This window comes from Agromyces solani, from assembly GCF_058349925.1.
The window spans coordinates 768,715-795,110 of sequence record NZ_JBYRER010000003.1; the positions used below are offsets into that span (position 1 = coordinate 768,715).

General features: G+C 70.6%; 29 protein-coding genes. 24 read left to right on the forward strand and 5 right to left on the reverse strand.

Annotated elements, in window-relative coordinates; genetic code table 11:
- Window positions 1-4 precede the first annotated feature (4 nt).
- The 7 genes from AC3RJ7_RS15955 to AC3RJ7_RS15985 all read left to right on the forward strand — a co-directional run bounded on the left by AC3RJ7_RS15955 (window position 5) and on the right by AC3RJ7_RS15985 (window position 6,744).
- Window positions 5-787: a metal ABC transporter ATP-binding protein gene (locus tag AC3RJ7_RS15955; RefSeq protein WP_491456827.1), complete on the forward strand. Its 783-nt coding sequence runs from the start codon at window positions 5-7 to the stop codon at window positions 785-787.
- A gap of 28 nt (window positions 788-815) precedes the next feature.
- A complete protein-coding gene (locus tag AC3RJ7_RS15960; protein WP_491456828.1) occupies window positions 816-1,814 on the forward strand; it encodes a metal ABC transporter permease in 999 nt (332 codons plus the stop codon).
- A complete protein-coding gene (locus AC3RJ7_RS15965; RefSeq protein WP_491456829.1) occupies window positions 1,814-2,656 on the forward strand; it encodes a metal ABC transporter permease in 843 nt (280 codons plus the stop codon). Before AC3RJ7_RS15960 ends, AC3RJ7_RS15965 begins: the two co-directional genes overlap by 1 nt.
- Window positions 2,653-3,066: a Fur family transcriptional regulator gene (locus AC3RJ7_RS15970; protein WP_491456830.1), complete on the forward strand. Its 414-nt coding sequence runs from the start codon at window positions 2,653-2,655 to the stop codon at window positions 3,064-3,066. The genes AC3RJ7_RS15965 and AC3RJ7_RS15970 overlap by 4 nt, the downstream gene beginning before the upstream one ends.
- A gap of 379 nt (window positions 3,067-3,445) precedes the next feature.
- A complete protein-coding gene (locus AC3RJ7_RS15975; RefSeq protein WP_491456831.1) occupies window positions 3,446-4,777 on the forward strand; it encodes a quaternary amine ABC transporter ATP-binding protein in 1,332 nt (443 codons plus the stop codon).
- The gene (locus AC3RJ7_RS15980) at window positions 4,774-5,730 is read left to right on the forward strand and encodes an ABC transporter permease (RefSeq protein WP_491456832.1); all 957 of its coding nucleotides are present in this window, start codon (window positions 4,774-4,776) and stop codon (window positions 5,728-5,730) included. The genes AC3RJ7_RS15975 and AC3RJ7_RS15980 overlap by 4 nt, the downstream gene beginning before the upstream one ends.
- A gap of 120 nt (window positions 5,731-5,850) precedes the next feature.
- Window positions 5,851-6,744: a glycine betaine ABC transporter substrate-binding protein gene (locus tag AC3RJ7_RS15985; RefSeq protein WP_491456833.1), complete on the forward strand. Its 894-nt coding sequence runs from the start codon at window positions 5,851-5,853 to the stop codon at window positions 6,742-6,744.
- A gap of 105 nt (window positions 6,745-6,849) precedes the next feature.
- Here the strand turns inward: AC3RJ7_RS15985 and AC3RJ7_RS15990 are convergent, their stop codons facing one another.
- On the reverse strand, window positions 6,850-7,140 hold the full coding sequence (locus AC3RJ7_RS15990; RefSeq protein WP_491424914.1) for a WXG100 family type VII secretion target: 291 nt from the start codon (window positions 7,138-7,140) through the stop codon (window positions 6,850-6,852).
- Between the two features lie 312 nt (window positions 7,141-7,452).
- Between AC3RJ7_RS15990 and gad the strand changes: the two genes are divergently transcribed.
- From gad to AC3RJ7_RS16040, 10 genes are all read left to right on the forward strand, one after another.
- Window positions 7,453-8,826: a glutamate decarboxylase gene (gene gad, locus AC3RJ7_RS15995; protein ID WP_491456834.1), complete on the forward strand. Its 1,374-nt coding sequence runs from the start codon at window positions 7,453-7,455 to the stop codon at window positions 8,824-8,826.
- 13 nt (window positions 8,827-8,839) lie between these two features.
- Entirely contained in the window at window positions 8,840-10,381 is a 1,542-nt protein-coding gene (gadC, locus tag AC3RJ7_RS16000) for a glutamate/gamma-aminobutyrate antiporter GadC (RefSeq protein ID WP_491456835.1), read from the forward strand.
- Between the two features lie 98 nt (window positions 10,382-10,479).
- Window positions 10,480-11,268, forward strand: a complete 789-nt coding sequence (locus AC3RJ7_RS16005; RefSeq protein WP_491456836.1) for a trimeric intracellular cation channel family protein — start codon at window positions 10,480-10,482, stop codon at window positions 11,266-11,268.
- Between the two features lie 46 nt (window positions 11,269-11,314).
- The gene (locus tag AC3RJ7_RS16010) at window positions 11,315-12,007 is read left to right on the forward strand and encodes a hypothetical protein (protein ID WP_491456837.1); all 693 of its coding nucleotides are present in this window, start codon (window positions 11,315-11,317) and stop codon (window positions 12,005-12,007) included.
- Window positions 12,008-12,216: 209 nt separating this feature from the next.
- Window positions 12,217-12,453 carry a 50S ribosomal protein L28 gene (gene rpmB / locus AC3RJ7_RS16015; RefSeq protein ID WP_491424909.1) on the forward strand — a complete coding sequence of 79 codons (237 nt, stop codon included), beginning with the start codon at window positions 12,217-12,219 and terminating at the stop codon, window positions 12,451-12,453.
- On the forward strand, window positions 12,453-12,620 hold the full coding sequence (rpmG, locus tag AC3RJ7_RS16020) for a 50S ribosomal protein L33 (RefSeq protein ID WP_021760158.1): 168 nt from the start codon (window positions 12,453-12,455) through the stop codon (window positions 12,618-12,620). The genes rpmB and rpmG overlap by 1 nt, the downstream gene beginning before the upstream one ends.
- 2 nt (window positions 12,621-12,622) lie before the next feature.
- Complete coding sequence (rpsN, locus tag AC3RJ7_RS16025) at window positions 12,623-12,928, forward strand: 30S ribosomal protein S14 (RefSeq protein ID WP_244856183.1); 306 nt, start codon at window positions 12,623-12,625, stop codon at window positions 12,926-12,928.
- Between the two features lie 217 nt (window positions 12,929-13,145).
- Window positions 13,146-14,519 (forward strand): PxKF domain-containing protein, encoded by a 1,374-nt coding sequence (locus AC3RJ7_RS16030; protein ID WP_491456838.1) that lies wholly within the window; start codon window positions 13,146-13,148, stop codon window positions 14,517-14,519.
- Between the two features lie 188 nt (window positions 14,520-14,707).
- Window positions 14,708-14,995, forward strand: coding sequence for an HU family DNA-binding protein (locus tag AC3RJ7_RS16035; RefSeq protein WP_231429330.1), 288 nt, complete (start codon window positions 14,708-14,710; stop codon window positions 14,993-14,995).
- A gap of 210 nt (window positions 14,996-15,205) precedes the next feature.
- Window positions 15,206-17,185 (forward strand): bifunctional copper resistance protein CopD/cytochrome c oxidase assembly protein, encoded by a 1,980-nt coding sequence (locus tag AC3RJ7_RS16040; protein WP_491456839.1) that lies wholly within the window; start codon window positions 15,206-15,208, stop codon window positions 17,183-17,185.
- Between the two features lie 31 nt (window positions 17,186-17,216).
- Here the strand turns inward: AC3RJ7_RS16040 and AC3RJ7_RS16045 are convergent, their stop codons facing one another.
- Window positions 17,217-18,263, reverse strand: a complete 1,047-nt coding sequence (locus AC3RJ7_RS16045) for a hypothetical protein (RefSeq protein ID WP_491456840.1) — start codon at window positions 18,261-18,263, stop codon at window positions 17,217-17,219.
- 226 nt (window positions 18,264-18,489) lie between these two features.
- Between AC3RJ7_RS16045 and AC3RJ7_RS16050 the strand changes: the two genes are divergently transcribed.
- The 4 genes from AC3RJ7_RS16050 to AC3RJ7_RS16065 all read left to right on the forward strand — a co-directional run bounded on the left by AC3RJ7_RS16050 (window position 18,490) and on the right by AC3RJ7_RS16065 (window position 22,776).
- Complete coding sequence (locus tag AC3RJ7_RS16050; RefSeq protein ID WP_491456841.1) at window positions 18,490-19,797, forward strand: ATP-dependent DNA helicase; 1,308 nt, start codon at window positions 18,490-18,492, stop codon at window positions 19,795-19,797.
- Window positions 19,798-19,941: 144 nt separating this feature from the next.
- Window positions 19,942-21,270 carry a serine hydrolase domain-containing protein gene (locus AC3RJ7_RS16055; RefSeq protein ID WP_491456842.1) on the forward strand — a complete coding sequence of 443 codons (1,329 nt, stop codon included), beginning with the start codon at window positions 19,942-19,944 and terminating at the stop codon, window positions 21,268-21,270.
- Between the two features lie 5 nt (window positions 21,271-21,275).
- On the forward strand, window positions 21,276-21,833 hold the full coding sequence (locus AC3RJ7_RS16060; protein ID WP_491456843.1) for a dihydrofolate reductase family protein: 558 nt from the start codon (window positions 21,276-21,278) through the stop codon (window positions 21,831-21,833).
- 100 nt (window positions 21,834-21,933) lie between these two features.
- Window positions 21,934-22,776 (forward strand): class II glutamine amidotransferase, encoded by an 843-nt coding sequence (locus AC3RJ7_RS16065; protein ID WP_491456844.1) that lies wholly within the window; start codon window positions 21,934-21,936, stop codon window positions 22,774-22,776.
- A gap of 139 nt (window positions 22,777-22,915) precedes the next feature.
- Here AC3RJ7_RS16065 and AC3RJ7_RS16070 read toward each other — a convergent pair whose 3' ends face one another.
- Window positions 22,916-23,083: a hypothetical protein gene (locus AC3RJ7_RS16070; RefSeq protein ID WP_491456845.1), complete on the reverse strand. Its 168-nt coding sequence runs from the start codon at window positions 23,081-23,083 to the stop codon at window positions 22,916-22,918.
- Window positions 23,084-23,311: 228 nt separating this feature from the next.
- Here AC3RJ7_RS16070 and AC3RJ7_RS16075 point away from each other — a divergent pair, with 228 nt between their 5' ends.
- The 3 genes from AC3RJ7_RS16075 (at window position 23,312) to AC3RJ7_RS16085 (ending at window position 25,645) form a co-directional block, all read left to right on the forward strand.
- Window positions 23,312-24,784, forward strand: coding sequence for an FAD-dependent oxidoreductase (locus tag AC3RJ7_RS16075; RefSeq protein WP_491456846.1), 1,473 nt, complete (start codon window positions 23,312-23,314; stop codon window positions 24,782-24,784).
- A gap of 166 nt (window positions 24,785-24,950) precedes the next feature.
- Window positions 24,951-25,151 (forward strand): CsbD family protein, encoded by a 201-nt coding sequence (locus tag AC3RJ7_RS16080; protein WP_491456847.1) that lies wholly within the window; start codon window positions 24,951-24,953, stop codon window positions 25,149-25,151.
- Window positions 25,152-25,162: 11 nt separating this feature from the next.
- Window positions 25,163-25,645, forward strand: coding sequence for a YciE/YciF ferroxidase family protein (locus tag AC3RJ7_RS16085; RefSeq protein ID WP_491456848.1), 483 nt, complete (start codon window positions 25,163-25,165; stop codon window positions 25,643-25,645).
- Between the two features lie 49 nt (window positions 25,646-25,694).
- Here AC3RJ7_RS16085 and AC3RJ7_RS16090 read toward each other — a convergent pair whose 3' ends face one another.
- The gene (locus AC3RJ7_RS16090; protein WP_491456849.1) at window positions 25,695-26,021 is read right to left on the reverse strand and encodes a DUF1048 domain-containing protein; all 327 of its coding nucleotides are present in this window, start codon (window positions 26,019-26,021) and stop codon (window positions 25,695-25,697) included.
- Between the two features lies 1 nt (window position 26,022).
- Window positions 26,023-26,379 (reverse strand): DUF1048 domain-containing protein, encoded by a 357-nt coding sequence (locus AC3RJ7_RS16095; protein ID WP_491456850.1) that lies wholly within the window; start codon window positions 26,377-26,379, stop codon window positions 26,023-26,025.
- Window positions 26,380-26,396: the final 17 nt, after the last annotated feature.

Below are 26,396 nucleotides of genomic sequence, written 5' to 3' on the forward strand. Positions count from 1 at the left end.
CGCCATGACCGACTCCCCCGTGCTCCGGCTCCGCGGTGCGGCGTTCACCCACCCGGGCGGCGGCGGTGTCGCCGACCTCGACCTCGAGATCGAGCGCGGCGAGGCGGTCGCGCTCATCGGCCCGAACGGCGCCGGCAAGTCGACCCTGCTGAAGGGCATCCTCGGGCTCGTGCCGCGCACGGCCGGCACGCTCGAGCTCGCCGGGGTCGAGGCGCCCGTGCGCCCATCGCATTCCCGAAACGGAATGGTCGCCTTCCTGCCGCAGTCGGCGGATCTGGACGCCGACTTCCCGATCAGCGTCGAGCAGGTCGTCATGCAGGGGCGGTACCGCGCGCTCGGGCTCTTCCGCTGGCCGGGGCGCGCCGACCGGGCCGCGGTCGCGCAGGCGCTCGAGCGGGTCGACCTCGCCCCGCTCGCGAAGCGTCAGTTCGGCGAGCTCTCCGGCGGCCAGCGCCAGCGCGGCCTGCTCGCGCGGGCGCTCGCCTCGCAGCCCGCGCTCCTGCTGCTCGACGAGCCGTTCAACGGACTCGACCAGGCCAACCGCGACGCCCTCGTCGCGACGCTCAGGCAGCTCAAGGCCGACGGCGTCGCCGTGCTCGTCTCGACCCACGACCTCGAGCTGGCTCGCCTCGTCTGCGACTCTGTGGTGCTCGTCAACGGCACGCAACTCGCGCACGGTCCCGTCGACGAGGTGCTCACCCTGGGCAACGTGCAGGAGTGCTTCGAGGGCGTCGAGGTCGAGATCGACGAGCACACGCTCGTCGTGCCCGGCCACGAGGGCCATTGATGCGACCGATGGCATATACCGGATGCGCATGGGGGAGCCGCACGCGATGACCGCCTTCGACGCGCTCTTCTCGGCCTTCGCGCTCCCCTTCATGGGCCGCGCCCTCCTCGTGATGCTCGTGCTCGCCATCGTCGCCGGCGTCGTCGGCGTGCTCGTCAACCTCCGCGGGCTCGAGTTCATCAGCGACGGGCTCACCCATGCCGTCTTCCCCGGACTGGCCATCGGGCTCGCCGTCGGAGGGACGAGCGGCCTCATCCCCGGAGCGGCGATCGCCGCCCTCGCGGGCGCGCTCGCCCTCACCTGGCTCGATCGCGCCGGCATCACGTCCGACGCCGCGATCGCGATCGTCCTGACGGCCGCCTTCAGCGTGGGCGTGATCGTCGTCTCCAAGAGCGACGACTACGCGGGCGAGCTCGAGGCGCTGCTCTTCGGCCGGGTGCTCACGATTCCGCCCGACCAGGTGCTCCCGCTCGTGACGGTGAGCGGTGCGGCACTGCTCCTCGTCGTCGCCACGCTGAAGCAGCAGCTGTTCCGGGCCTTCGACGCCCGGGGGAGTCGGGCCGCCGGCGACTCGGCCCTCGTGCTCGACCTCGTGCTGAACGCGTCGATCGCGCTCGTCGTCGTCGCGGCGGCCAGTACCGTGGGCACGCTGCTCGTGCTCGCCCTCCTGATCGTCCCGGGAGCGGTCGCGCGGCTCGTCACGCGCCGCATGTGGTGGCTGTTCCCGGTGGCCGCGGCGTTCGCCGCCGTCGGTGCGTGGCTGGGGCTCGCGACGGGCTTCGCGGTCTCGGTCGGCGCGGGGGTCGACGTGCCCGCCGGATCGACGGTCGTCGCGGTGTTCGTGCTGGGCTACGCGCTCGTGCTCGCCGTCGCACTGGCGGCCGCGGCAGTCTCCCGTCGCCGGTCGGGAGGAGATCGCACGACCGGGAGGAGCCGGTTCGGGATTCCGTCCTCCCGATCCGCCGATCCCCTCCCGAACGCCCGCGATCGCGCCGGGGCATCGACGGGCACGGGGGAGGGGCGCTGATGGGCTACTTCGAGCGGGCCCTCGTCGCCGCGATCGTGATCGGCGTCGGCGCCGGGTTCGTCGGCACCCTGGTGGTGCTGCGCAAGCGCACCTTCTTCGCCCAGGCGCTCACGCACGGCACGTATCCGGGAGCGGTCGCGGCCGCGGCGCTCGGCGTGAGCGTTCCGGCCGGCGCCGCCGTAGCCTCGATCGTGCTCGTCGCCGTCATGGCGGGCATCGCCCGGGTGCGTCGGCAGGGCGCGCAGGTCGCGGCGGGCATCGTGCTGACGGGCGGCTTCGCCGCCGGCGCACTGCTGCAGGCGCTCCTACCCGGCCTGCCGGTCAGCGCTGAGAGCCTGCTCGTGGGGTCCATCCTGACGGTGACCGAGCAAGACATTCTGCTTGCGGCATGCGTCGCCGTGGTCGCGATCGTCGTGGTCGCCGCCATCGGCAAGGAGATCGCGCTCTCGACGTTCGACCCGGCCGGTTTCCGGGCGATGGGCTACCGGGAGTGGCCCATCGAGCTCGTCGTGCTCGGGCTCACGGCCGCGTCGGTGGTGAGTTCGCTGCCCGCGGTCGGCGCCATCCTCGCGATCGCGCTGATCGCCGCCCCGGCCGCCGCGGCGCGCCTCGTCGTGGGTTCCTTCCGCGGCGTGCTGCTCGCGTCGCCGCTGATCGGCGCGGCATCCGGTGTGATCGGGGTGCTCGCGTCGCGCGCATTCGCGATCGCGGCCGGCCCCTCGATCGCCCTCGCGGCGACCGCGTTCTTCCTCCTCGCGCTGGGGATCTCCAAGCTCCGCGCGGTACCGTGGAAGCGGGCCGACATCCCCGTCGAGACCGCGGAGGACGCACGAATCGCATGAAACGCAACACCTGGCAGCGCGAGGCCGTTCGCGAGGCCCTCGACACGACCGAGGGCTTCATCAGCGCGCAGGCGCTGCATTCCGCGTTGCACGCGAGCGGTGCGCCGATCGGGCTCGCGACGGTCTATCGAGCGCTCGGCGACCTCGCCTCGAGCGGTGAGGCCGATTCGCTGCAGTCGCCCGACGGCGAGGCGCTGTACCGGGCCTGCTCGACGACCGGTCACCACCACCACCTCATCTGCCGCAACTGCGGGCTCACCGTCGAGATCGCGGCCGACGAGGTCGAGGCCTGGGCGAAGGGCATCGCCGCCGAGCACGGATTCACGCAGGCGGCCCACGTCGTCGACGTCTTCGGCCTGTGCGAGAACTGCACGAAGCTCGCGAATGCGAGTGCGGGCTCGCCGGCCTGATCGCATCGCCGCCCGCCGCGGTCGGCCGACGAGTGGAAAACGCTGGTCGGGCACGGAAAAACCAAGTCGAGTTTGGGTTCCGCGGAGAACCTCGTTACGGTGGACAGCGGTCCTGCAAGACCGTCCGCCCAGTCCGCGGTCCGATATGCCCGAACGGGAATGATCGGAGCGTACGGTTCGGCGGTGAGGCATCCGGCCCCGATGGCCGGGTGCGACGAGGCCCTGTTTCGCCCGGCGCCAGCACCATCCGCCGGGCTTGAGCGCGGGGCTTCCGACTCGCCGCCAACCCGGCCGTGACCCATGAGTTCGGCGCGCCCGGATTCGACCGCGGAACGCCACGCGTTCGCGGTGATCGGCGCGCCCTCAGGGAGCCCAGACGATGCCAGAAACCCCTGCCCTCGAGGTGCGCCACCTCACCAAGTTCTTCGGCCGCAAGCCGCGTGAAGCCCTGCAGCGGCTGCGACAGGGCGCCGGCCGCGACGAACTCGCCCCGCTCGGCACCGCCGCGGTCATCGACGCCGACTTCGACGTGCGCCGCGGTGAGATCTTCGTCGTCATGGGCCTGTCGGGCTCGGGCAAGTCGACGCTCATCCGCATGCTCAACGGGCTCGTCGAGCCGACCGGCGGCAGCGTCACGGTCATGGGGGAGCGGATCACCGGGGTCGCGCCGAACCGCCTGCGCGCCGTACGCCGCCGTCGCGTCTCGATGGTCTTCCAGCACTTCGCGCTGCTGCCGCACCGCACCGTGCTCGAGAACGCCGCGTACGGACTCGAGATCCAGGGCGTTCCGGCGATCGAGCGTCGCGCTCGCGCCGAGCGCATCCTCGAGCGGGTGGGCCTCGGCGGCTGGGGCGACAGGCTGCCCGCCGAGCTCTCGGGCGGGATGCAGCAGCGAGTCGGCCTCGCCCGGGCACTCGCCGCCGACACCGACATCCTGCTGATGGACGAGGCCTTCTCGGCCCTCGACCCGCTGATCCGCCGCGAGATGCAGGAGCAGCTCGTCGAACTCCAGCAGGAGCTCGGCAAGACGATCGTCTTCATCACCCACGACCTCAACGAGGCGATGTTCCTCGGCGACCGCATCGCCATGATGCGCGACGGCCGTGTCGTGCAGATCGGCACCGCCGAGGAGATCCTCACCGACCCGGCCGACGACTACGTCGCCCAGTTCGTGCAGGACGTCGACCGCGCCCGCGTGCTCACCGCCGGCAACGTGATGGAGGCGGCACGCGCCGTCGCGACCGCCTCGGCCGGGCCGCGCGCGGCGCTGCGCACGATGCGCGACCTCCAGACGTCGATGGTCTTCGTCGTCGGCAACGGGCGGCGACTGCTCGGCGTCGCCCACGACCGCGACGTGCTGCGGCTCGTGCAGCGCGGCGAACGAGACCTCGGCGTCGCGATCAGCGACGACCACCCCGTCGTGGGCGTCGACGAGCACCTCGCCGACCTGCTCGGCAGCGCGGTCGAGAGCCAGCTGCCGCTCGCGGTCGTCGACGGCGAGGGGCGGCTCCTCGGCGCCGTACCGCGGGTGACCCTGCTCGCCGCGCTCGGCAACGTCAGCACCGACACGGCCGAGCAGGCGATCATCGAGACGCCGGCGACGATCCCGATCGACGTCATCACCGAGACGCTGCACCGCACCGCGAGTGCCGAAGCGGCGGCGGCCGACGCCCCGCCGGTCGCGGCCGCGGGGGAGAGGAGCCTCGCATGAACGGCTTCCGTCTTCCGCTCGGCGAATGGGTCGCCGCCTTCATCGATCTCATCACCGAGGTGCTCGGCGGGTTCTTCGGGGCCGTTCGCGACGTGTTCGCGGGCTTCTACGACCTCGTCGAGCTCGTGCTGCAGGCCCCGCCGTCCTGGGTCGTCATCGCCGCGATCGCCGCGCTCGCCTGGTTCGCCCGCGGGTGGAGGCTCGCCCTCGGTTCCGCGCTCGGCCTGCTCGTCATCGTCGGCGTCGACCAGTGGGACAACGCCATGGCGACGCTCGCCCTCGTACTCGTCGCGAGCGCCATCGCGGTCGTCGTCGCCGTGCCGGTCGGCGTGCTCGCCGCGCGTTCCGACACCGCCTCGCGGGTGATCCGCCCGATCCTCGACTTCATGCAGACGATGCCGGCCATGGTGTACCTGATCCCGGCGCTCATCCTCTTCCGCGTCGGCGTCGTGCCGGGCATCGTGGCGACGATCATCTTCGCCATGGCCCCGGGCGTGCGCCTCACTGAGCTCGGCATCCGCGGCGTCGACCGCGAGGTCGTCGAGGCCGGGCAGGCGTTCGGTTCGTCGCCGTGGCGCATCCTCCGGCAGATCCAGCTGCCGCTCGCGATGCCGAGCATCATGGCGGGTGTCAACCAGGTCATCATGCTCTCGCTCTCGATGGTCGTCATCGCCGGCATGGTCGGCGCGGGCGGTCTCGGCGGCGACGTCGTGCAGTCGCTCACCCGCATCGACGTGGGCCTCGGCTTCGAGGCGGGCGTCTCGGTCGTGATCCTCGCGATCATCCTCGACCGCATCACCGGCGCGCTCGGCGCGCCGAGGCCACGCCGCCGGTCGAGGGGGGATGCCTCGGCGCCGGAGTCCGCCGGAACCGGCGAAGCGGGCTCCGACGACGAGCGACCCGAGCCCGTCGCGGTCGGCGCCCGCCCCGAGGCATCCGCCCCGACCGCCTGAACGCATCGGCGCGGTGACCTCGATACGCGCCCTCCTCCGTCGGACGCTCCTCGACCGACGGACCGACAACGGACCTCACCCCAACGCCCGCGACCCTGCTCGCGGGAGGAAAGGAATCACATGAAGAAGCGCACGCTCACCGGAGCACTCGCACTCGGCGCGGTCGCCGCGCTCGCACTCAGCGGCTGCGCCGCCGGCGCCGGCGCCGAGACCCTCGACAACGGCGACCGCAAGGAGGTCACGATCGCCGTGTTCAACGGCTGGGACGAGGGCATCGCCGCGAGCGAGCTCTGGAAGGCCGTGCTGACCGAGCAGGGCTACGACGTCACCCTCGAGTACGCCGACCCCGCGCCCGTCTACGCCGGCCTCACGACCGACGACTACGACGTCACCCTCGACACCTGGCTGCCGATCACGCACGCCGACTACATCGAGCAGTACGGCGACGACCTCGTCGACCTCGGTGCGTGGAACGACGACGCGAAGCTCACCGTCGCGGTGAACGAGGACGCGCCGATCGACTCGCTCGACGAACTCGCCGCGAACGCCGACCTCTTCGGCGACCGGCTCGTCGGCATCGAGCCGGGGTCGGGACTCAACAGGGTGACGGAGGACGGGGTCATCCCGGCCTACGGCCTCGAGAAGATGGAGTACCTCACGAGCTCGACGCCCGCGATGCTCGCCGAGCTCACGGCCGCGACGAAGGGCGGCGAGAACATCGCGGTCACGCTGTGGCGCCCGCACTGGGCGTACGACGCGTTCCCGATCAAGGATCTCGAGGACCCCGAGGGCGCGCTCGGCGACGCCGAGGGCATCCACGCGTTCGGCGGCAAGAGCTTCGCGGAGTCGTTCCCGACGCTCAGCGGCTGGCTCGAGGACTTCGAGATGGACGGCGAGCTGCTGTACTCGCTCGAGAACGCCATGTTCAACGAGGCCGGCACCGACGACTACGCGCCCGTGGTCGAGGAGTGGATCGCCGACCACCGCGAGTACGTCGACGGGCTCACGGACTGACGGCCGCTCCGGCCGCGACCTCGAGCGGGTCGCAGATGAGGAAACGGCGGGTGGGATGCCTCGTGGCATCCCACCCGCCGTCGTCGCGCGGGGGCGCGGGTGCGACTAGTTGCCGGCGAGGGCCTGGTCGGTGTCCTTGATCGCCTGCATCATCTTGCGGAGGGACTCGCCCATGTCGCTGATGCCCTCGATCGCCTTCTCCAGGCCCGTCGTCAGCTCGGTGTACCCCTCGCCGAACTTGCCCGACGCGTGCTGCGTCTTGAAGTCGTCACCCAGGAGACGGTCGACATCGTCCTTCAGACGACGCAGCACGTCGCCGATCTCCTCACGACCCGTGTCGAGACGGCCCGCCATCGACTCCATCTCACCGTACGACGCCTTGAAATCAGCCATCATCAACCCCAATCGTTGAAACCCTCGCCACCCCGAACCGGGGCGACCTCCACGAGACTAACCGCTCCCCGAAACCCGGTGAATGGGGAGCACTCCCCATACCCGGACCGCCCCTCGCGGAGGGGTCGATCGGGGGACGGGTGGGCCCTGAGCAGGGGGCGCCGGGGCGGCGGTTCATGCGATCTGGGTGATACCGGCGGCGCGCCTCCCGCAATAGCATCGCGTGCGGATGCAGCGTTCGGGGGAACGGCTCCTCCCGTCCGCGCCCAGCGGTGTCCCGACGGCACCGCGCTGGCAACGCATGGAGGGATGACGATGACCGAGCAGCTCGACAACGAATACACACCGCGGTTCGCGCGACCGGGGGAGGCGACGGTCACGACGGGGCACCGAATCCCGGAGAACGAGTCGCTGCCGCAGACCGCGTACCAGATCATCCGCGACGAGGTCATGCTCGACGGCAACGCACGACTCAACCTCGCGACGTTCGTCACGACGTGGATGGACGACGAGGCCAAGGCGCTCTACACCGAGGCCTTCGACAAGAACATGATCGACAAGGACGAGTACCCGCAGACCGCGGCCATCGAGGAGAAGTGCTGGCGCATGCTGGCCGACCTGTGGCACTCGCCCGACCCCGACGGCACGATCGGCACGTCGACGATCGGCTCCTCGGAGGCGGCCATGCTCGGCGGCCTCGCGATGAAGCGCCGCTGGCAGCAGGCCCGTCGCGCGGCCGGCAAGGACGCCTCGAAGCCGAACTTCGTGATGTCGAGCGCGGTGCAGGTCTGCTGGGAGAAGTTCTGCAACTACTTCGACGTGGAGCCGCGCTACGTGCCGGTGAGCGACGAGTACCCGATGCTCGACGGCGCCCAGCTCGAGGAGTACATCGACGAGAACACGATCGGTGTCGTCGTGATCATGGGCGTCACCTACACGGGCGCGTACGAGCCCGTGAAGCAGATCTCGGACGCGCTCGACGCGCTGCAGGCGAAGACCGGGCTCGACGTGCCGATCCACGTCGACGGCGCCTCGGGCGCGATGATCGCGCCCTTCATCCAGCCCGACCTCGAGTGGGACTTCCGGCTGCCGCGCGTGCACTCGATCAACACGTCGGGTCACAAGTACGGCCTCGTCTACCCGGGTCTCGGCTGGGTCGTCTGGCGCACGGCCGACGTGCTGCCCGACGACCTCATCTTCCGCGTCAGCTACCTCGGCGGCGAGATGCCGACGCTCGCGCTCAACTTCTCGCGGCCGGGTGCGCAGGTGCTCCTGCAGTACTTCCTCTTCCTGCGGCTCGGCGTCAAGGGCTACGCCGCGGTGCAGCAGGCGTCGCAGGACGTCGCCGTGTACCTCTCCAAGGGCATCGCCGAGATCGGCGCCTTCGACCTGATCAGCGACGGCACCGACATCCCCGTCTTCGCGTGGCGCCTCAAGCCGGGGCACACCGAGAACTGGAACCTGTACCACCTGCAGGACCGGCTGCGGCAGAAGGGATGGCTCGTGCCCGCGTACCCGCTGCCCGACAACATGACCGACCGCACGGTGCAGCGCATCGTCGTCCGCAACGGGCTCAGCATGGACCTCGCCGCGGACCTGCTCCGCGACATCCAGGCCGAGACCGCCTACCTCGACCAGCTCGAGTCGCCCATGCCCGTCGAGGGCGCCCGTCCGGGATTCCACCACTAGGGGGGCGGGTGCGATGACCAAGCAGGCGACCGAGTCGCCACGGCTCGGGAAGAACCACCCGCTGGCGCCGAAAACGGCGCACACGGCCTACCTCGGTGCCGGCCAGCTCGCCCTGCTCACCCTCGTCGTCGTCGCGAGCCTGCGCTCGCTGCCGGCGATGGCGGTCTACGGGCTCGGCAGCGTGACCCTCTACATCATCCCGGCGATCTTCTTCCTCATCCCCACCGCGCTCGTCGCGGCCGAGCTCGCGACGGGGTGGAAGGGCGGCGTCTTCGTCTGGGTTCGCGAGGCCTTCGGCAACCGATGGGGGTTCACCGCCGTCTGGCTGCAGTGGATCCAGAACGTCGTCTGGTACCCGACGCAGATCGCCTTCATCGCGGCCGCGATCGCGTTCGTGTTCATGGACCCGTCGCTCGCGAACAACGGCCTCTACACGGCGATCATCATCCTGGTGCTGTACTGGGGGTCGACGCTGATCGCCCTGCGCGGCGGCAACCTGTTCGCGAAGCTCGGGTCATGGGGCGGCATCCTCGGCACGCTCTTCCCGGCGGCGCTGCTCATCGTGTTCGGCTTCATCTGGATGGGCACCGGCGAACCGAGTGAGGTGCCGCTCGGGGCGGCGAACATGATCCCGCCGTTCACGGGCATCGCGTCGATCGTGCTGATCGTCTCCAACATCCTCGCGTACGCGGGCATGGAGGTGAACGCCGTGCACGTGAACCAGATGAAGAACCCGGGCAGCGGCTACCCCAAGTCGATCCTGCTCGCGTCCGTCCTGATCCTCGCCGTGTTCATCCTGCCGACGATCGCGATCGCGATCGCCGTGCCGAACAAGGACCTGGGGCTGACGAACGGCATCATGCTCGCGTTCCAGCAGTACTTCGACACGTTCGGCATGTCGTGGGCGACGCCGGTCATCTCGGCGCTCATCGCGGCGGGCGCGCTCGCCTCGGTGCTCACCTGGATCGCCGGCCCCTCGAAGGGCCTGCTCGCCGCCGCCGAGTCGGGCCTGCTCCCGCGAGGCCTCCAGAAGCGCAACACGGAGGGCGTGCAGTCGGGCATCCTCATGCTGCAGGGCACGATCGTGACGCTGCTGGCGGCGATGTTCATCTTCATCCCGAACGTGAACTCGGCCTTCATCGCCCTCGTCGACATGGCCGCGGCGCTCTACCTCATCATGTACATGCTCATGTTCGCGGCCGCGATCCGGCTGCGCCGCAAGGCGCCCGACGTCAAGCGCGCCTACCGCGTGCCGGCGATGGGCTTCATCGCGGGCGTCGGATTCCTCGGATGCCTCGCCGCGTTCTGCCTCGCGTTCATCCCGCCGGACGGCTTCGACTCGATGTCGGCCGGGATGTACGCGCTCGTGGTGCTCGGCGTCATCCTGCTGCTCGGCGTGCCGCCGCTGCTCTTCTACGCGTTCCGCCGGCCCAGCTGGGACCTGCGGTCGGATGCGGAGAAGGCGAGTCGCGGGACCCATGAGGAGGACGAAGGTGCGCCGGCCGCCTCGACCGCGCCGGCGGCGCCGCCGGGCGGCGGCGCGACGACCGGCTGAGCGCCCGTCGAACGGCCCACGGGTGCGTCCCGTGGGCCGTTCGGCACCCCACCCGACCAGAACCATGCCCCGACAGAAAGGCCGTCATGCTCTTCGAGATGAGCGCCACCCCGATCACGTTCGGCGACTTCACGTGGACCGGTGACTTCACCACGATCGACCTGATCGCCGCCACGACGAACGCCCTCAACGGCGCACTGCTCGCGCGCCGGCCCGATCACTACCGCAACTACACGATCGTCGGCATCCTCCTGATGGCGCTCGTCGGCGGCATCGGGGGCGGCGTCGCCCGCGACGTGCTGCTCGGCGACGTGCCGTCGGCACTCACGAACCCCGCGTACATCCTGCTCTGCCTCGCAGCGGGGCTCATCGGGTACGCGCTCGCGTTCAAGGGCGGGCAGCTCTTCCGCGAGGGGCTGTTCCAGTTCATGACCTCGTTCTCGCTGCCCTGGTACGCGATCGTGGGCGCGCAGAAGGCGGTCGAGGCCGGGCTGCCCGTCCTCGGCGCGCTCGCGCTCGCGGTGGTCGGCCCGACGGCGGGCCGCTACTTCATCGACGTCACGAGCGGGGTGCCGCCGAAGCAGTTCATCCGCGGGGAGTGGTTCGTCGGCATCGCGGTGCTCACCGGCCTCGTCTGGATCGTCTGCGACGCCTTCGGCCTGAACGTCTGGGTGAGCACGGGCATCGCGTTCGTCATCGGCTTCACAGTCCGGGTGATCGCCCTCTACCGCGGCTGGGAGGAGCCGCTCGCGAAGGAGCCCGCGGGCGTCTACCAGCACAGCAACGGGCGACCGCTGCTCGGCCGCAAGCTCGCGGGCAAGTCGGTGCGCGAGATGCGCGACCTCGGGCTCGTCGTCGAGACCTCGTCGACGGGGAATGCCGAGTAGCGACGCGGTCGCTCCGGCGGGGGTGGGCATGCGCGATGATGAGGGCATGCCACGCGACACCTCCTCGCCGGAGCGGCCGACGCCGCCGTCGGATCGCCGCTTGCGCCGCGAGGCCTGGGGATTCGCGCTCGGCTCGATCTGCTTCTTCGTCGGACCGCTGCCGGCCTACGCCGCGTGGGCGGGCGATGTCGGCGTCGCGGTCACCTTCTTCATCGGCTCGCTGCTCTTCACGACGGCCGGGTTCATCCAGCTGAGCCTCAGCGGGCGCCGCCCGCCGCGCAAGGGCATGAACGCCGCCGACCGGGCCGACTGGTTCGCCGCCGCGATCCAGTTCGCCGGCACGCTCTTCTTCAACGTGAGCACGGGGCAGGCACTCGTGGCGGCGGTGCGGGACCCCGACGCGATCGGCGTCGGCTGGCGACCCGATGCGCTCGGGTCGATCGCCTTCCTCGTCTCGAGCGCCCTCGCGGTCGTCGCGACGAGGGATCGCGGCCAGCTGTGGGACCGCGACGCACGCACGTGGCACGGCACCGGGCTCAACCTGCTGGGATCGATCGCCTTCGGCGTCTCGGCGATCGCCGCCTACGTCGTGCCGACGACCGGCGACCTCGTGAGCCTGTTCTGGACGAACCTCGGCACGGTCATCGGCGCGCTCTGCTTCTTCGTCGCGGCGGTGCTGTCGCGGCGCACGGTGCTGCGCGAGGAGCGCGAGGCGCGGGGGACGACGACGGCACCGTGATGTCGGGATGCCCCGGCCGGGGCATCCGCACCGATTTCGGGCGCTACCGGGGTATCTGGTAAGCTGGCTCGTTGGCTGGGTACTTCCACTGCCCAGACCGCGACAATCCCACGCAGATCACCGCGAGAAATCGCGGGTTCCGGCGTGCGGGCGTCAGCAGACAAGAGACCTTGGGAGGGGCATCCGCCCCTCGGTATTGGAGGAAACCAATGGCAGCAGTGTGCCAGGTGACCGGCGCCGTTCCCGGCTTCGGTCACAACATCTCGCACTCGCACCGCCGGACGAAGCGCCGCTTCGACCCGAACGTGCAGAAGAAGACGTACTACGTGCCGTCGCTTCGCCGGAACATCACGATCAACGTGTCCGCCAAGGGCATCAAGGTCATCGATGCTCGTGGCATCGAGGCCGTCGTCCGTGACATGCAGGCTCGTGGGGTGAAGTTCTAATGGCGAAGCAGCAGGACATCCGTCCCATCATCAAGCTCCGTTCGACGGCCGGCACCGGGTACACCTACGTGACCCGCAAGAACCGTCGCAACAACCCCGACCGCCTCGTGCTCAAGAAGTACGACCCCGTGGTGCGCAAGCACGTCGACTTCCGAGAGGAGCGCTAAGCATGGCCAAGAAGAGCAAGATCGCGCGTAACGAGCAGCGCAAGGTGATCGTCGACCGCTACGCGGCGAAGCGCCTCGAGCTGAAGAAGGCGCTCATCGACCCGAACGGCACCGACGAGAGCCGCGAGGCCGCCCGCGTCGGCCTGCAGAAGCTTCCGCGCAACGCGTCGCCGGTCCGCGTGCGTTCGCGCGACGCCATCGACGGTCGCCCCCGCGGCAACCTCTCGAAGTTCGGCATCTCGCGTGTCCGCTTCCGCGACATGGCGCACCGTGGCGAGCTGCCCGGCATCACCAAGTCGAGCTGGTAAGCAGTAGCTTCACGCTTCACGAAGAGGGGCGCTCCGGATTCTCCGGGGCGCCCCTCTTCGCGTCTCCGGCGGCCTCGAGCGCAGCGGCCGGGGCGGAGGCCCCGTTCGGGTGGCACCCTCATGGGGACCTGCCGGACGGGTGGGCGCGTCAATAGCGTTGACGGACCCGAGGGCGTATGCGTGCGCATGCGTCCGCCCGACCGATGGAGGCCGTCCCATGAAGCGTTGGAGCAGATCGATCGCCGGAGCGGCCGCGGTGGCCGCGCTCGTGCTCGGAGGGGGCGCGATCGCGTACGCCGACGACATCGAGTGGAGCACGACCGACGACCTCGTCGTCTCGACGCCCGAGGTCGACCTCGGCGAGCTCGAGTGCGGCACGAGCGATGACGTCGTGGTCAAGCTGAACCTCGACCGGGGCGGCAACGGCGACGCCACGATCTTCCAGAGCGGCTCCGAGGTGGGCTTCTCGCGCATCGCCCAGTCGAACGTCTCGGCGACGCAGCCGTCACCGGCGACCATCACCCTGCCCGCCGGCTGGGCCGAGCTCGACAAGAACTCGACCGTCGACAGCGCCCAGACCAGCTCGACGATCACGGTCACGGCCGGCAGCTCGGACGGACCCGGCAGCGGCACCGTGAGCTACCGGGCGACCGGCAAGGTGCTCACCGGGGACACGAAGAACCGCGACGCGACGGTCTCATTGAGCTGGACGGTCGTGAACTGCGACGTGGAACCGGTCGACGAGACGGCCCCCGTCGTCACGCTGACCTGTCCGACCGACCCGATTCCGCAGGGCGAGGAGGCGTACGCGACCTGGACCGCGACCGATGAGCCGGGCGGCTCGGGGGTGGCCGCGGGCTACGAGAGCGGGGCCATCCTGCTCGACACCTCGGCGCTCGGCGAGAACCTCGTCGCCGTCGCCCCCGCGGGCACCGCCGTCGACAACGCGGGCAACCCCTCCGCCGAGGCATCCTGCACCTACACGGTCGTCGACGTGACGCCGCCGGTCGTGACCCTGGTCTGCCCGGTCGACCCCGTCATCCTCGGGTCGGTCGCCGAGGCGACCTGGACCGCGACCGATGAGCCGGGCGGATCCGGAGTGGCCGCAGGATACGAGAGCGGCTCGATCGTCCTCGACACGTCGAGCGTCGGCGCGAAGACCGCTGTCGCCCCCGAGGGGACCGCGGTCGACAACGCCGGCAACGCGTCGGTCGAGGTGACGTGCGGCTACTCGGTGATCTACGACTTCACCGGGTTCTTCCGGCCCGTCGACATGAACGGCGTGGTCAACTCGGTCAAGGCCGGCAGCGCGGTGCCGATGAAGTTCAGCCTCGGCGGCGACCAGGGCCTCGACATCATCGCGGACGGGTACCCGAAGGTCGTGTTCACGGCGTGCGCGACGGGCGTCGCGACCGACGCGATCGAGACGACGGTCACGGCGGGTGGCAGCAGCCTGACCTACGACCCGGTCGCGGGCCAGTACGTGTACGTCTGGAAGACCGACAAGGCGTGGGCCGGCAGGTGCGGCACCTTCGCGCTGCAGCTCGACGACGGGACGACGCACACGGCCGAGTTCAAGTTCCTGAAGTAGCCCTCGAGGGGCACGGCGCGTGACACGCCGTGCCCCGATGGCGTGAAAACCCCGGAAATCCGCGTGTTTCCGGGGTTTTCTGTTACATTCGAGGCGGCCGGTTGGCCACGGGGGCGGTTGAACGATCGTTCCCGAGTACTTCAACTCAATGCTGTTTGCATACAGCGAACGTCCGAGGAGGACATTCAATGGCTGACAAGTCGCTGAACAAGACCGAGCTCGTCGCGAAGATCGCTGCGTCGACCGGCCAGAGCCAGGCCACCGTCGACGCCGTGCTCGGCGGTCTGTTCGACGCGCTCGCCGACTCCGTGGGCTCGGGCACCAAGGTCTCCATCCCCGGCTGGCTCGCCGTCGAGCGCACGCACCGCGCTGCGCGCACCGGCCGCAACCCGCAGACGGGTGCGACCATCGAGATCCCGGCCGGCTACTCGGTCAAGGTCTCGGCCGGTTCGAAGCTCAAGGCTGCTGCCAAGTAACCAGCTGCTCACGGAGGGGCGCACGGCGAGAGCCGTGCGCCCCTCCGTCGTCTCCCGCCCTGCAGCGATTCAGGAAAGAGACCGCTGTTCAGGACGATTCCCGCGATCTCGTCCTGAACAGCGGTCTCCTTCCTGAAACGGTGAGGGGGCGGATGCCTCGGGGCGGGCGCACCCACGAGGCATCCAGTCACCGCCGTCTAGGCTGGTTCGGTGCCCCGCTCCGTCCGCGTGCTCGGCCCCGCCGTGCTCACCGCCGTCGCCCTCCTCGCGACCTTCGTCGCGCTCGCCTACGGCGGGGGAGCCGACGAGCAGCTGATCCAGGATCCCGGGCCCGTCGCCCGGTACGGCGTGCCCGTCGCGAAGCTCTTCGTCAACCTCGGCGCCGCGGGCATGATCGGTGCGCTCGCGCTCGCCGTCTGGGCCCTCAGCCCGAAGCGCCGCGAGTTCGACCTCGCCCTCGACGTCGCCGCCGCGTCGGCCGCCGTCATGACCGTCGCGAGCGCGGCGACCGGGCTGTTCACGTTCGTGCTCGTCACGGCCGTGCCGTTCGACCTCAGCGACGCCTTCGGCCAGAAGCTCGGCCAGTTCGTGACGACCATCGAGCTGGGGCAGGCGTGGCTCATCACGACCCTCGTCGCCGCGACCGTCACGGTGCTGTGCTTCGCGGTGCGCAACCACACGGCGCTCGTCTTCGTGACCGTGCTCGCGGTCGCCTCGCTCGTGCCCATGGCGCAGCAGGGCCACGCCGCGGGCGCCGCCGGGCACGCCGCCGCCGTGACGAGCCTGGGCCTCCACCTCGTGTTCGTCGCGATGTGGCTCGGCGGGCTGCTCACGATGGTGCTGCTCAGGCGCGAGCTCGGAGCGAAGCGGCTCCCGGTCGTGCTCGCACGATACTCGACGGTCGCGCTCGTCTGCTTCATCGTGGTCGCGATCTCGGGCTACGCGAGCGCGGCGCTGCGCATCGGCACCTGGAGCCAGCTGGCGACCCAGTACGGCGTGCTCGTGCTCGCGAAGGTCGCCGCGCTCATCGCGCTCGGCCTGTTCGGTGCGATGTACCGACGGTTCATGATCAGCGGGATGTCGCGGGGCGACGCCGCTCGATCGACGACGCGGTTCTGGTGGGTCGTGGTCGGCGAGCTCGCGTTCATGGGCATCGCGTCCGGCGTCGCGGCGGCGCTCGGGCGCACCGCGACCCCCGTGTCGGAGGAGGCGGGGGAGCTCGCGCGCACGCCCGCCGAGATCCTCACGGGCACGCCGCTGCCGCCGTGGCCCGAGACGTTCCGCTACTTCACCGAGTGGAACCCCGACCTCATCTGGTTGCTCGCCTGCGGGTTCGGCATCTTCTTCTACCTCGCGGGCGTCCGGCGCCTCCGCAAGCGGGGCGACAAGTGGCCCGCCTACCGCGCGGTGCTCTGGGTGGCGGGGCTCCTGCTGCTCGCCTACGTGACCAACGGCGGCGTCAACGTCTACGAGCAGTACCTGTTCTCGGCGCACATGCTCGGGCACATGGCCCTGACGATGGCGGTGCCGGTGCTGCTCGTTCCCGGCGCGCCCGTGACGCTCGCGGCACGGGCGATCCGTCCACGCAAGGACGGATCGCGCGGCGGGCGCGAGTGGATCCTGCTCGCGGTGCACTCGAGGTTCGCGTCGATCATCGCGAACCCGATCGTCGCCGCCGTGCTCTTCGCCGGGTCGCTCTGGGTGTTCTACTACTCGCCGCTGTTCCGGTGGACGATGCTCGACCACATCGGGCACGAGTGGATGGTCGCGCACTTCCTGATCACCGGGTACCTGTTCGTGCAGTCGCTCATCGGCATCGACCCCGTGCCCTACCGGCTGCCGTATCCGTTCCGGCTCCTGCTCCTGCTCGGCACGATGGCGTTCCACGCGTTCTTCGGCCTCGCGATCATGTCGGGCACGGGGCTCATGCTCGCCGACTGGTACGGCGCGATGGGCTGGGGCACCGACGCGCTCGCCGACCAGCAGCTCGGCGGCGGGATCGCCTGGTCGATCGGCGAGATCCCCACGGTCGCGCTCGCGATCACGGTGGCGTTCCAGTGGTCGCGCAGCGACGAGAAGGAGTCGAAGCGCCGCGACCGCCACGCCGACCGCACGGGCGACGCCGAGCTCGAGGCCTACAACGCGCGGCTCGCGGCGATCGCCGAGCACGACAAGAGCTCGGCCGGCTGACGCCCGGTCGACCGGCGGAGCGGGGCCGCGCCTACTTGAGCTGGATCGCGATCGAGCCGTCGGGCCGGATCGTCGCCGCCAGTGCGAGGGTGAACGGGCGGTCCTCTTCGAGCGTGTAGTAATGGCCGTCGAAGAGGTCCTGCACCTCGACCGAGATGTGCGCGACGCCCTCGGTCGGCGGCATGTCGAACGAGTTCTCGCCCGCCGTGAGCGTCACCTGGGGGGTCGTCACGATGCTCCATTGCGGCTCGCTCGTGACGCGGTCGTCGATCTCGATGCCGAACGGGCAGTCGGCCGGCTGCAGCACGTGCTGTGCGGCGCAGGCCGCGAGGTACTCGTCGACCTTGGTCTGCACGCGTTCGACGAACGCGGCGGTCGGCTGGGCGTCGACTTCGACGGCGACCTGCTCGCCGGCGTCGACCGGCACGACGACGGGCACCGCGGCGAGCAGCGTCGACTCGTAGTGGAACTCGTACACCGCCGGCGCGATCGCGAGGTAGGGCGTGACCTGCGTGAAGGCCGCGAGCTCGTCCGCCGGCTTCGCCGCCCGGGCATCGAGCGTCAGCGAGCCGACGGTGAAGAGCGGGTTGTGCGCCGCGGTGACCTCGATCACGGCGAGCGGACTGTCCGCGAACTCCCACCGGTTCAGCAGCCCGTAGAGCGGCTCGATCGGACGCACCTCGAACGTCGACTCGGCGATCTCGGTGTCGAGCCGGTAGCTCGCCGTCACCGAGTGACTGCCGTCGGCGTTCGCGACGTCGCTCACGATCGCGACGTCTTCGGGGCCGGACTCGACGACGCCCGAGCGGAGCATGGCGGTCGAGATGTCGGCGGGCAGGCCGAGCGCCTCGAGCTCCGCCGCGTCGAGGGCGACGCCCGGCGTCGCGGCGGCCGTGCCGATGTCGTCGTCGGCGATCGCCTCGAGGTAGCGTTCGACGAAACTGGCCGCGCCGTACAGCGACTGGTTCAGGCCGCCGAGCGCGGCGAGGAACGCGCCGCCGAGGAGCACGGCGAGTGCGCACCAGGCGACGACCGCACGCGGCGAGACGCGCATCCGCTCTCCGCCCGCATTCCCCACGCGCCCAAGTCTACGGTCGCGCGCCGCACCGACCTGAGGATCTCCACAGGTCCTGCGGGCGCGTGATCCCGACACGGTCGCCGCACCCCTCCTCGACGGGCCGGTGCGGGTTCGAGACCTCCCGGGCTGCCCGTCTCGACCCGCAGGTGTGGTTACAGTGGGAGCGCCGCGCGACGCCCGCGTGCGGCGCCGCTCCGAGGCATCCGCCGATCGTCGAAAGCCCGCCGTGCAGAACGTGACCCTCTCCCGCGAACAGTCCGCGGTGTTCCAGGCGATCGAGGACACCCGCGAGCACGTCTTCGTGACGGGTCGGGCCGGCACCGGCAAGTCGACGCTGCTGAACCATCTGAACTGGCACACGAAGAAGCAGATCGTCATCTGCGCGCCGACCGGCGTCGCGGCGCTCAACGTCGGCGGGCAGACGATCCACTCGCTGTTCCGGCTGCCGATCGGCGTCATCGCCGACCACGACATCGACCAGAACGACACGGTGCGCAAGATCCTCAACGCGATGGACACGCTCGTCGTCGACGAGGTCTCGATGGTCAACGCCGACCTGATGGACGCCATGGACCGTTCGCTGCGCCAGGCGCGACAGCGCCCGCTCGAGCCGTTCGGCGGCGCCCAGGTGGTGCTCTTCGGCGACCCGTACCAGCTCGCGCCGGTGCCGGGCGACGCCGACGAGCGGGCCTACTTCGCCGACACGTACGACTCGATGTGGTTCTTCGACGCGAAGGTGTGGCGCGAGGCCGACCTGAAGATCTTCGAGCTCGGCGAGATCCACCGTCAGCACGACGACGAGTTCAAGCAGCTGCTCAACGCGGTTCGCCACGGCCGCGTGACCGCGGAGATGGCGGGAGTGCTCAACGGCGTCGGCGCCCGTCGCCCGCTGCCCGAGCAGGGGGCGATCACACTCGCCACGACCAACAGCACCGTGAACCGCATCAACGCGACGGCGCTGCACCGGCTGCCGGGCACCTCGCAGGCGAACGAGGCCGAGGTCAACGGCGACTTCGGCGGGCGCGCGTTCCCGGCCGACGAACGACTCGAGCTCAAGGTGGGCGCGCAGGTGATGTTCCTGCGCAACGACACCGCCGTCGGTCCCGAGGGGCAGCGCTGGGTGAACGGCACGATCGGCACCATCACCTCGCTGAAGCGCGAGGTGCGCGTCGAGATCGACGGCGAGGAGCACGAGGTCGAGCCCGTCACCTGGGAGAAGTACCGGTACAGCTGGGACCCGGTGCGCAAGAAGCTCGAGAAGGAGATCGTCGCCGAGTTCACGCAGTTCCCGCTGCGGCTCGCGTGGGCGGTGACGATCCACAAGTCGCAGGGGGCGAGCTACGACACGGCGATCGTCGACCTCGGGCCGCGCGTGTTCAGCCCGGGCCAGACGTACGTCGCGCTCAGCCGGCTCACGGCGCTCGACGGGCTCTACCTGCAGCGGCCGCTCCGGCCGAGCGACATCATCGTCGACCGCAACGTCGAGCGGTTCATGGCGGGCGCCGCGCGCGAGATCGGCACCGTCGCACGCTGACCCGTGACCGGGTCGGAACCTTTCGGGCCGTTCCGGACATAACTGTACGAGGGGTGCGCGCATCGCCCGGGTGACGCCCGTCGACCAGGGCGACGCCGCCTACGCGGGTTACAATTTCTGCGGACACACGGCTGAGGGGGCACGGTGGCTGACCGGACTGGGGGCAGGCGGCGAACGGCGAGGGCCGTCGCCGCGTCGATCGCCGCCCTCATCGCCGCACTCGGCTTCGCCGGGTGCACGGGCGGCACCGTCGACCCGTCGAGTCGATTCGAGCCGGTCGAAGCCCCGCTCGACGACGAGGTCGCCGAGAAGCTCCAGGCGACGCTCGACCAGGCGATCGCGCTCAGCGGGTCGAGCGGCGGGGTGGCCGGCGTGTGGGCGCCGTGGTCGGGCGGCTGGAGCGCCGCCTCGGGCGAGGTCGACTTCACCGAGCACTCGCGGCCCGTAACCGTCGACACCGGTTTCCACCTCGCGACCGTCACGAGCGAGATCACCTGCACCGTGCTCCTGCGGCTCGCCGAGTCCGGCGTCGTGGCGCTCGACGACCACGTCGACGAGTACGTCGACCGCGTCCCCGGTCTCGACGGCATCACGCTCGAGCAGCTGTGCCGGCACACCTCGGGGCTCGGCGACTACTATCCCGGCCTCGAGAACCAGTTCATCCAGAACCCCGAGCGCATCTGGTCGCCCAACGAACTGCTCGCGAGCGGCCTCGCCGGGAAGCGCACGGGCACGCCCGGCGACGACTGGTCGTACTCCCGTACCGGCGTGCTGCTCCTGGCGCGGGCGCTCGAAGAGGCGACCGGCGACACGTGGAGCGAGCTCGCCGACCGCTACGTCCTCGCGCCGCTCGGGCTCGACCGCACCGAGCTGCCGGCGCCCGAAGACAGCGGGCACGCCGGACTGCTCGGCGCGTACGCCTCCGAATGGCAGGGCGGCAAGCCCGTCTGCGACACGATCCACGACGACTCCGCGCAATCCAGCTCGATGGGAGGTGCCGCGGCCGGGGCCGTGTCGGATCTCGACGACGTCCGTCGCCTCAGCGAGGCGTTCGCGACCGGAGCCCTGCTCGACGAGCGCCACGCCCGCGAGCAGTGGACGACCCAGCCGGTCGGCGGCGACGCACCGGTCTGGCATTCGTACGGATTCGGCGGCGCCGAGTACGGACCGCTCAGGGGCACCGCCGGCGAGTCCGCCGGGGCGCTGACCGCGGCGTTCACCGATCCCACGACGGGCCTCACCGTCGTGATCGCCCTCAACAACTCGACGTCCGGCGCCGATTTCGTACGCGAGGCCGCGTTCGCACTGGCGTCGGCCGGTTCGAAGGCGAAGCCGAGCGACGATCGCGAGCAGCCCGTCGTCGAACTGCCCTGGTCGTACGACCAGGCGACCCAGAAGATGACCGAGCTCGCCGCCTGCCCGCGCGAGCAGAAGGCCGACGGATCCGCGACGGAGCCTCCGGCGGAGGGTTGATCAGCATGGCCGAACTCGTCACCGGAGGACTCGTCTCCCTCGACGGCTACGTCGTGGATGCCGACGGCTCGTTCGACTGGGCGATGCCCGGCGCCGACGTGCACGCGTTCGTGAACGACCTCGAACGCCCGATCGGCACGTACCTCTACGGCCGCCGCATGTACGAGGTCATGTCCGCCTGGGAGGGGCTCGCCGGCGACCCGGCGATCTCCGACGTCGAACGCGACTACGCCGCGATCTGGGGCGACACCGAGAAGATCGTCTACTCGACGACGCTCGAGCGGGTCACGACCGCCCGCACCCGGCTCGAGCGGCGCTTCGATGCCGACGAGGTCGCGAAGCTCAAGGCCGACGCGACGCGGGACCTGTCGATCTCGGGCCCTCATCTCGCGGCCGAGGCAATGCGCGCCGGGCTCGTGGACGAGATCTTCCTCTTCGCGTTCCCGATCGTCGTGGGCGGCGGCACGCGGCTCATTCCCGACGGGGTGCGGCTCGAACTCGAGCTCGTCGACGAGCGCCGATTCGGCGAGGTCGTGTACCTGCGGTATCGACGCCGGGCGTGACCGCCGCCGGGCCGGGCGCGGAACTCCGCCTGTCGCCGCCGCCCGAAGGGGCGTATCGTCGGCCCAGAAGCATCCGTAACCCGCTCTGGAGGTGTGGATCATGTGCCGTTGGCTGGCCTACTCCGGTGAGCCGATCCAGCCCGCGAGGCTGATCCTCGACACCAAGAACTCGCTCGTCGCCCAGTCCCTCAACTCGCCGCTCGGCGCGGAGACCGTGAACGGCGACGGATTCGGGGTCGGCTGGTACCCCGCCGACGCCAACTCGGGTGCCGAACCGTGGCTGTTCCACAGCATCGAGCCCGCCTGGCACGACGAGAACCTGCGGGAGATCACGCGTGCGATCGAGAGCCCGCTCTTCTTCGCGCACGTCCGCGCCGCGGCCGGCCCGCCGATCCAGCAGACCAACTGCCACCCGTTCCGGCACGAGAACTGGCTCTTCATGCACAACGGAGGGCTCGGCGGGTTCGCCGGAGTGCGGCGCGACCTCATGCTGGCGATCGACCCGGAGTTCTTCCCGATGATCCGCGGCACCACCGACAGCGAGGTGCTCTTCCACCTCGCGCTCACGCTCGGCCTGCGCGACGACCCGGTCGCGGGCATGACGCGGGCGATCCGCAAGGTCGAGGAGGTCGGGCACGCGCACGGCGTCGAGTTCCCGATGCAGGGAACGGTCGCGGTGTCGGACGGTGCGATCGTGTGGGCCTTCCGGTACTCGAGCGTTGGGCGTACCCGCACGCTGTTCCACTCGCTCGACATGGCCACCCTGCAGCAGATGTACCCCGACTCGGAGCAGCTGCGGGGATTCGGCCGGGAGGCCCGCGTCATCGTGTCGGAGCCGCTGACCGACGTGCCCGGCGTGTTCGTCGAGGTGCCGGAGTCGACCGTCGCGATCCTCGACGCCGGCAACTACCGGCACGAGCCCTTCCTTCCGCACGACGAGTGACGGGCGGCTCCCGAACCCGCCGCAGAGGCCTCCTCGACGGGACGAGCCGGTCGGCGAGCCCGCAGGGATGCCGACCGGCTCGTCCGCTTGGAGAAGAGACCGGGTTGACGCGCCGCGGCCGAAGCCGCGGCGCTCGCCGTCACACGCTCGTGTTGCGGCCGGAGATCGCCCGGATCAGCCACGCGATCACGGCGATCGCGAGCAGCACGAGCCCGACCCACAGCAGGAAGTTCAGCGACTGCACGAGCCCGCCGGTGATGGCGAGGATGATGGCGATGACGACGATGACGATCAAGAGGATGTTCATCGGGGAGTCCCTCCTTCGGGGAACGCCGGGGCCTCGGCCCCGTTCGGTCGTGTCGCGGCCGGTCGGGTCGCGACGGTTCCACGGTAGGGACATGGTCGGTCGGGCGGCAGGGGGTTGACTTCCGGCATCCGGGTCGCGAATCCGCGCGCGCCCGGGGTGGCGCCGGCCCCCGCGGGGCTGAGGTGTCAAGCCCTCGCGCGCTCGCCGCGGGGTCGCCACGATGAGGATATGGGATCGCTCTGGCGGGAAGGCATCGAGGCCGGCGCCGTCGACGGGCTCCCCGCGGACGGCTCGTACGACGTGCTCGTCGTGGGTGCGGGGCTCGTCGGGCTCACGGTCGCGGTGCAGCTCGCCCACGCCGGCCGTCGGGCGACCGTGCTCGACGCCGCCGAACCGGGGGCGCTCACGACGGGCGGTTCGACCGGCAAGGTCACCCTGCTGCAGGGCACGAGGCTCTCGACCGTGCGTGATCGGAACTCCCTCGACGTGGCCGCGGCTTACCTGGAGGCCTGCAGGAGCGGTGCCGCATGGCTGCGCGCCCTCCTCTCCGGCCACGACGAGGGGTTCGAGGAGGGGACCGCGTACAGCTACGCCACGACGTCGGCCGGCGTCGAGCGCCTGGAAGCCGAGCACGCCGCCGCGCGCGAGCTCGAGCTCGACGTCCGGTGGGCCGCGCCCGAGGAGTCGCCCGTGGGCGCGCGCGAGGCGATCGCGCTCGACGGGCAGTTCATGCTCGACCCGATGGTGCTCGTCCGACGGCTCGTCACGATCGCCCGCATCGCGGAGATACCGGTCGTGCCGGGATGTCGCGTGCTCGACGTGCGATCGTCGGATTCGGGCCACGAGATCGAGACCGAGCAGGGATCCCTCCGTACGGAGGCGCTCGTGCTCGCGACGGGGGCGCCGATCATCGACCGCGGGCTGACGTTCGCCCGCACGTCGCCGTCGCGATCGCACGTCGCCGCCTTCCGCACCGGCGATCGCCGGATCGAGGGCATGCACCTCTCGGTCGACGGCGACACCCGTTCGCTCCGCCCGGCGCGCCGCGGCGGCGAGGAGTACCTGATCGTCGCCGGCAACGACGACGCGGTGGGGCAGGTGCGGTCGACGGCCGAACGGGCGCGGGAGCTGCATCGCTGGGTGGGGGATCGGTTCCCCGGCGCGAGCCTCGCGCATCAGTGGGCGGCGCAGGACTACGACTCGCTCGACGGGGCACCCTACGTCGGCCGACTCGGACGGGACGGCCCGTGGTTCGCAAGCGGCTTCGGCAAGTGGGGGCTCGCCGCCGGTGCGGCGTCCGGCATCGCGATCGCGCAGGAGATCACCGGTTCCCGGCCGGATTGGGCGGCTCGGCTCTACGACCGTCCGGGCACGGCGTCGGATGCCGCGGCGGCGGTCGTCCGCAACGCCGACGCCGTCGGACATCTCCTCGGCGGTGTCGCGCGCGCGATCTCGGGGTCGTCGACGCCGGCGCCGGCCGAGGGCGAGGGGCGGGTCGACCGGGGTGTGCCTCCCGTCGCGGTCAGCACGGTCGACGGCGTCACCCGCCGGGTGTCCGCGGTGTGCACGCACCTCGGCGGCATCCTCGCGTGGAACGACGAGGAGTGCACGTGGGACTGCCCGCTGCACGGCAGTCGCTTCGCGGCCGACGGCGGTCGGATCGAGGGTCCTGCGCGTCGAGACCTGACGCCGGAGCCCTGAACGCGCGCGCCCGCGTCGGCACATCGGCCGCGGACTGTCAATCCCTTGAGGGGCCTGATGGCCGGTGCGAGCGTGGAACACAGGTGCCGGCCCGGCACCGTGCCGACCCGACATCGCACGGTGCGGGGTCCGGCATCCAGGGACTCGAACAAGGAGGGCGAGGACGATGGGAATCGGAGACAAGGCCAAGCACCAGGCCGAGGAAGCCGGCGCGAAGATCAAGCAGGGCGTCGGCAAGGTGACCGGCAACGAGGAGATGGAGGCCGAAGGCCACATCGATGAGGCCAAGGCCGACATGAAGCAGGCCGGCGACGAGGTGAAGGACGCCGGCGAACGCGCCAAGGACGTCTTCACGGACCGGGACTGAGGGGCGAACCCGTGGTCAAGCAGAGCCTCGAGAGCCCCGGCGACCTGCTGCATTTCCAGCTGCGAACGGCGATGACGATGGAGAACGACTCCCTCGCGGCGCTCGGCGAACTCGCTTCGGCGGTCAAGAGCGCGGAGATCAAGAAGCTGTTCCGTCATCACGCCGACGAGACGCGCGAGCAGATCGCGAACCTGCAGCAGGTCTTCCGCCTGCTCGAGTTGCGGGAATCGACCGCTCCGTCGCCGAGCACGAAGGGCATCAGCCGGCAGGCCGCATCGCTGCTCGAGCGGAGCGCGCCGAAGCTGCGCGACCAGGCCGCGCTCGCGAGCGCACTCGGGAACGAGCACTACGAGATCTCGGCCTACGAGTCGCTGCTCGTGCCGGTGACGGCGATGGGCGCCTCCGATGCGGCGGCGCTCCTCCAGGCGAACCTCGACCAGGAGACGCACACGAGCGAGGAGATCCGCACGAGGCTGCAGTCGATCGCGGGATGATGCACGACGACGGGGACGCACCGAGCGGTGCGTCCCCGTCGTCGTGCCGTCACTCGCCGGCTTCGCGCGCCTTCGCGGCGAGCGTCTCCTGGTAGCGATCGGCGTAGGTCGGCGTGTCCTTCACGAGGTCGTCGGCGAAGGCCGCGACGTCGTCGCCGACGAGCTCGATCGCGCCCTTGCCCTGCGCGGCGCCCTCCTCGAAGAAGTCGACGATGCCCGTGAGCAGGGTGCCGTCCTCGAGCCCGACGGGCCCGATCTTGAAGTAGTACTTCTGGATCTCGCCGTAGACGACCTGGTAGTCCTTCGGCAGCGCCCGCACCCGGGCCAGGTGGGCCCGCCACTCGCGCTTGCCCTCGATGATGTCGTGGATTCCCATGTCAGCCTCCCAGTCGTGCGAGCTTCTTCGCGACGTTGCGGTTGAGCTGCTCGCGCCACGTGTCGCGGAAGCCCTTCGCCCCCTCGCCGCCGGCCAGCGCCTGGCAGAACCCGGGGATGTCGTCGCCGAGCACCTCGTCGATGCCCTGTCCTTCGGACGCCGTCTCCTCGAGCAGCCCGAGGGCCCCGTCGAGGATCGGCATCAGGTTGCGGCCCGTGAAGTCGGAGTAGCCCCACAGCTGGAGCTTGATCTCCTCGAAGGCCGCCCGGTAGTCGGCCGGCAGCGCCTCGGCGCGGGCGTCGAACGCCTTCATCTCCCTGCGGAGGTCGTTGCCGGTGATGGTGTCCCAGAAATTCATCTCAGTCCTCCTCGTCC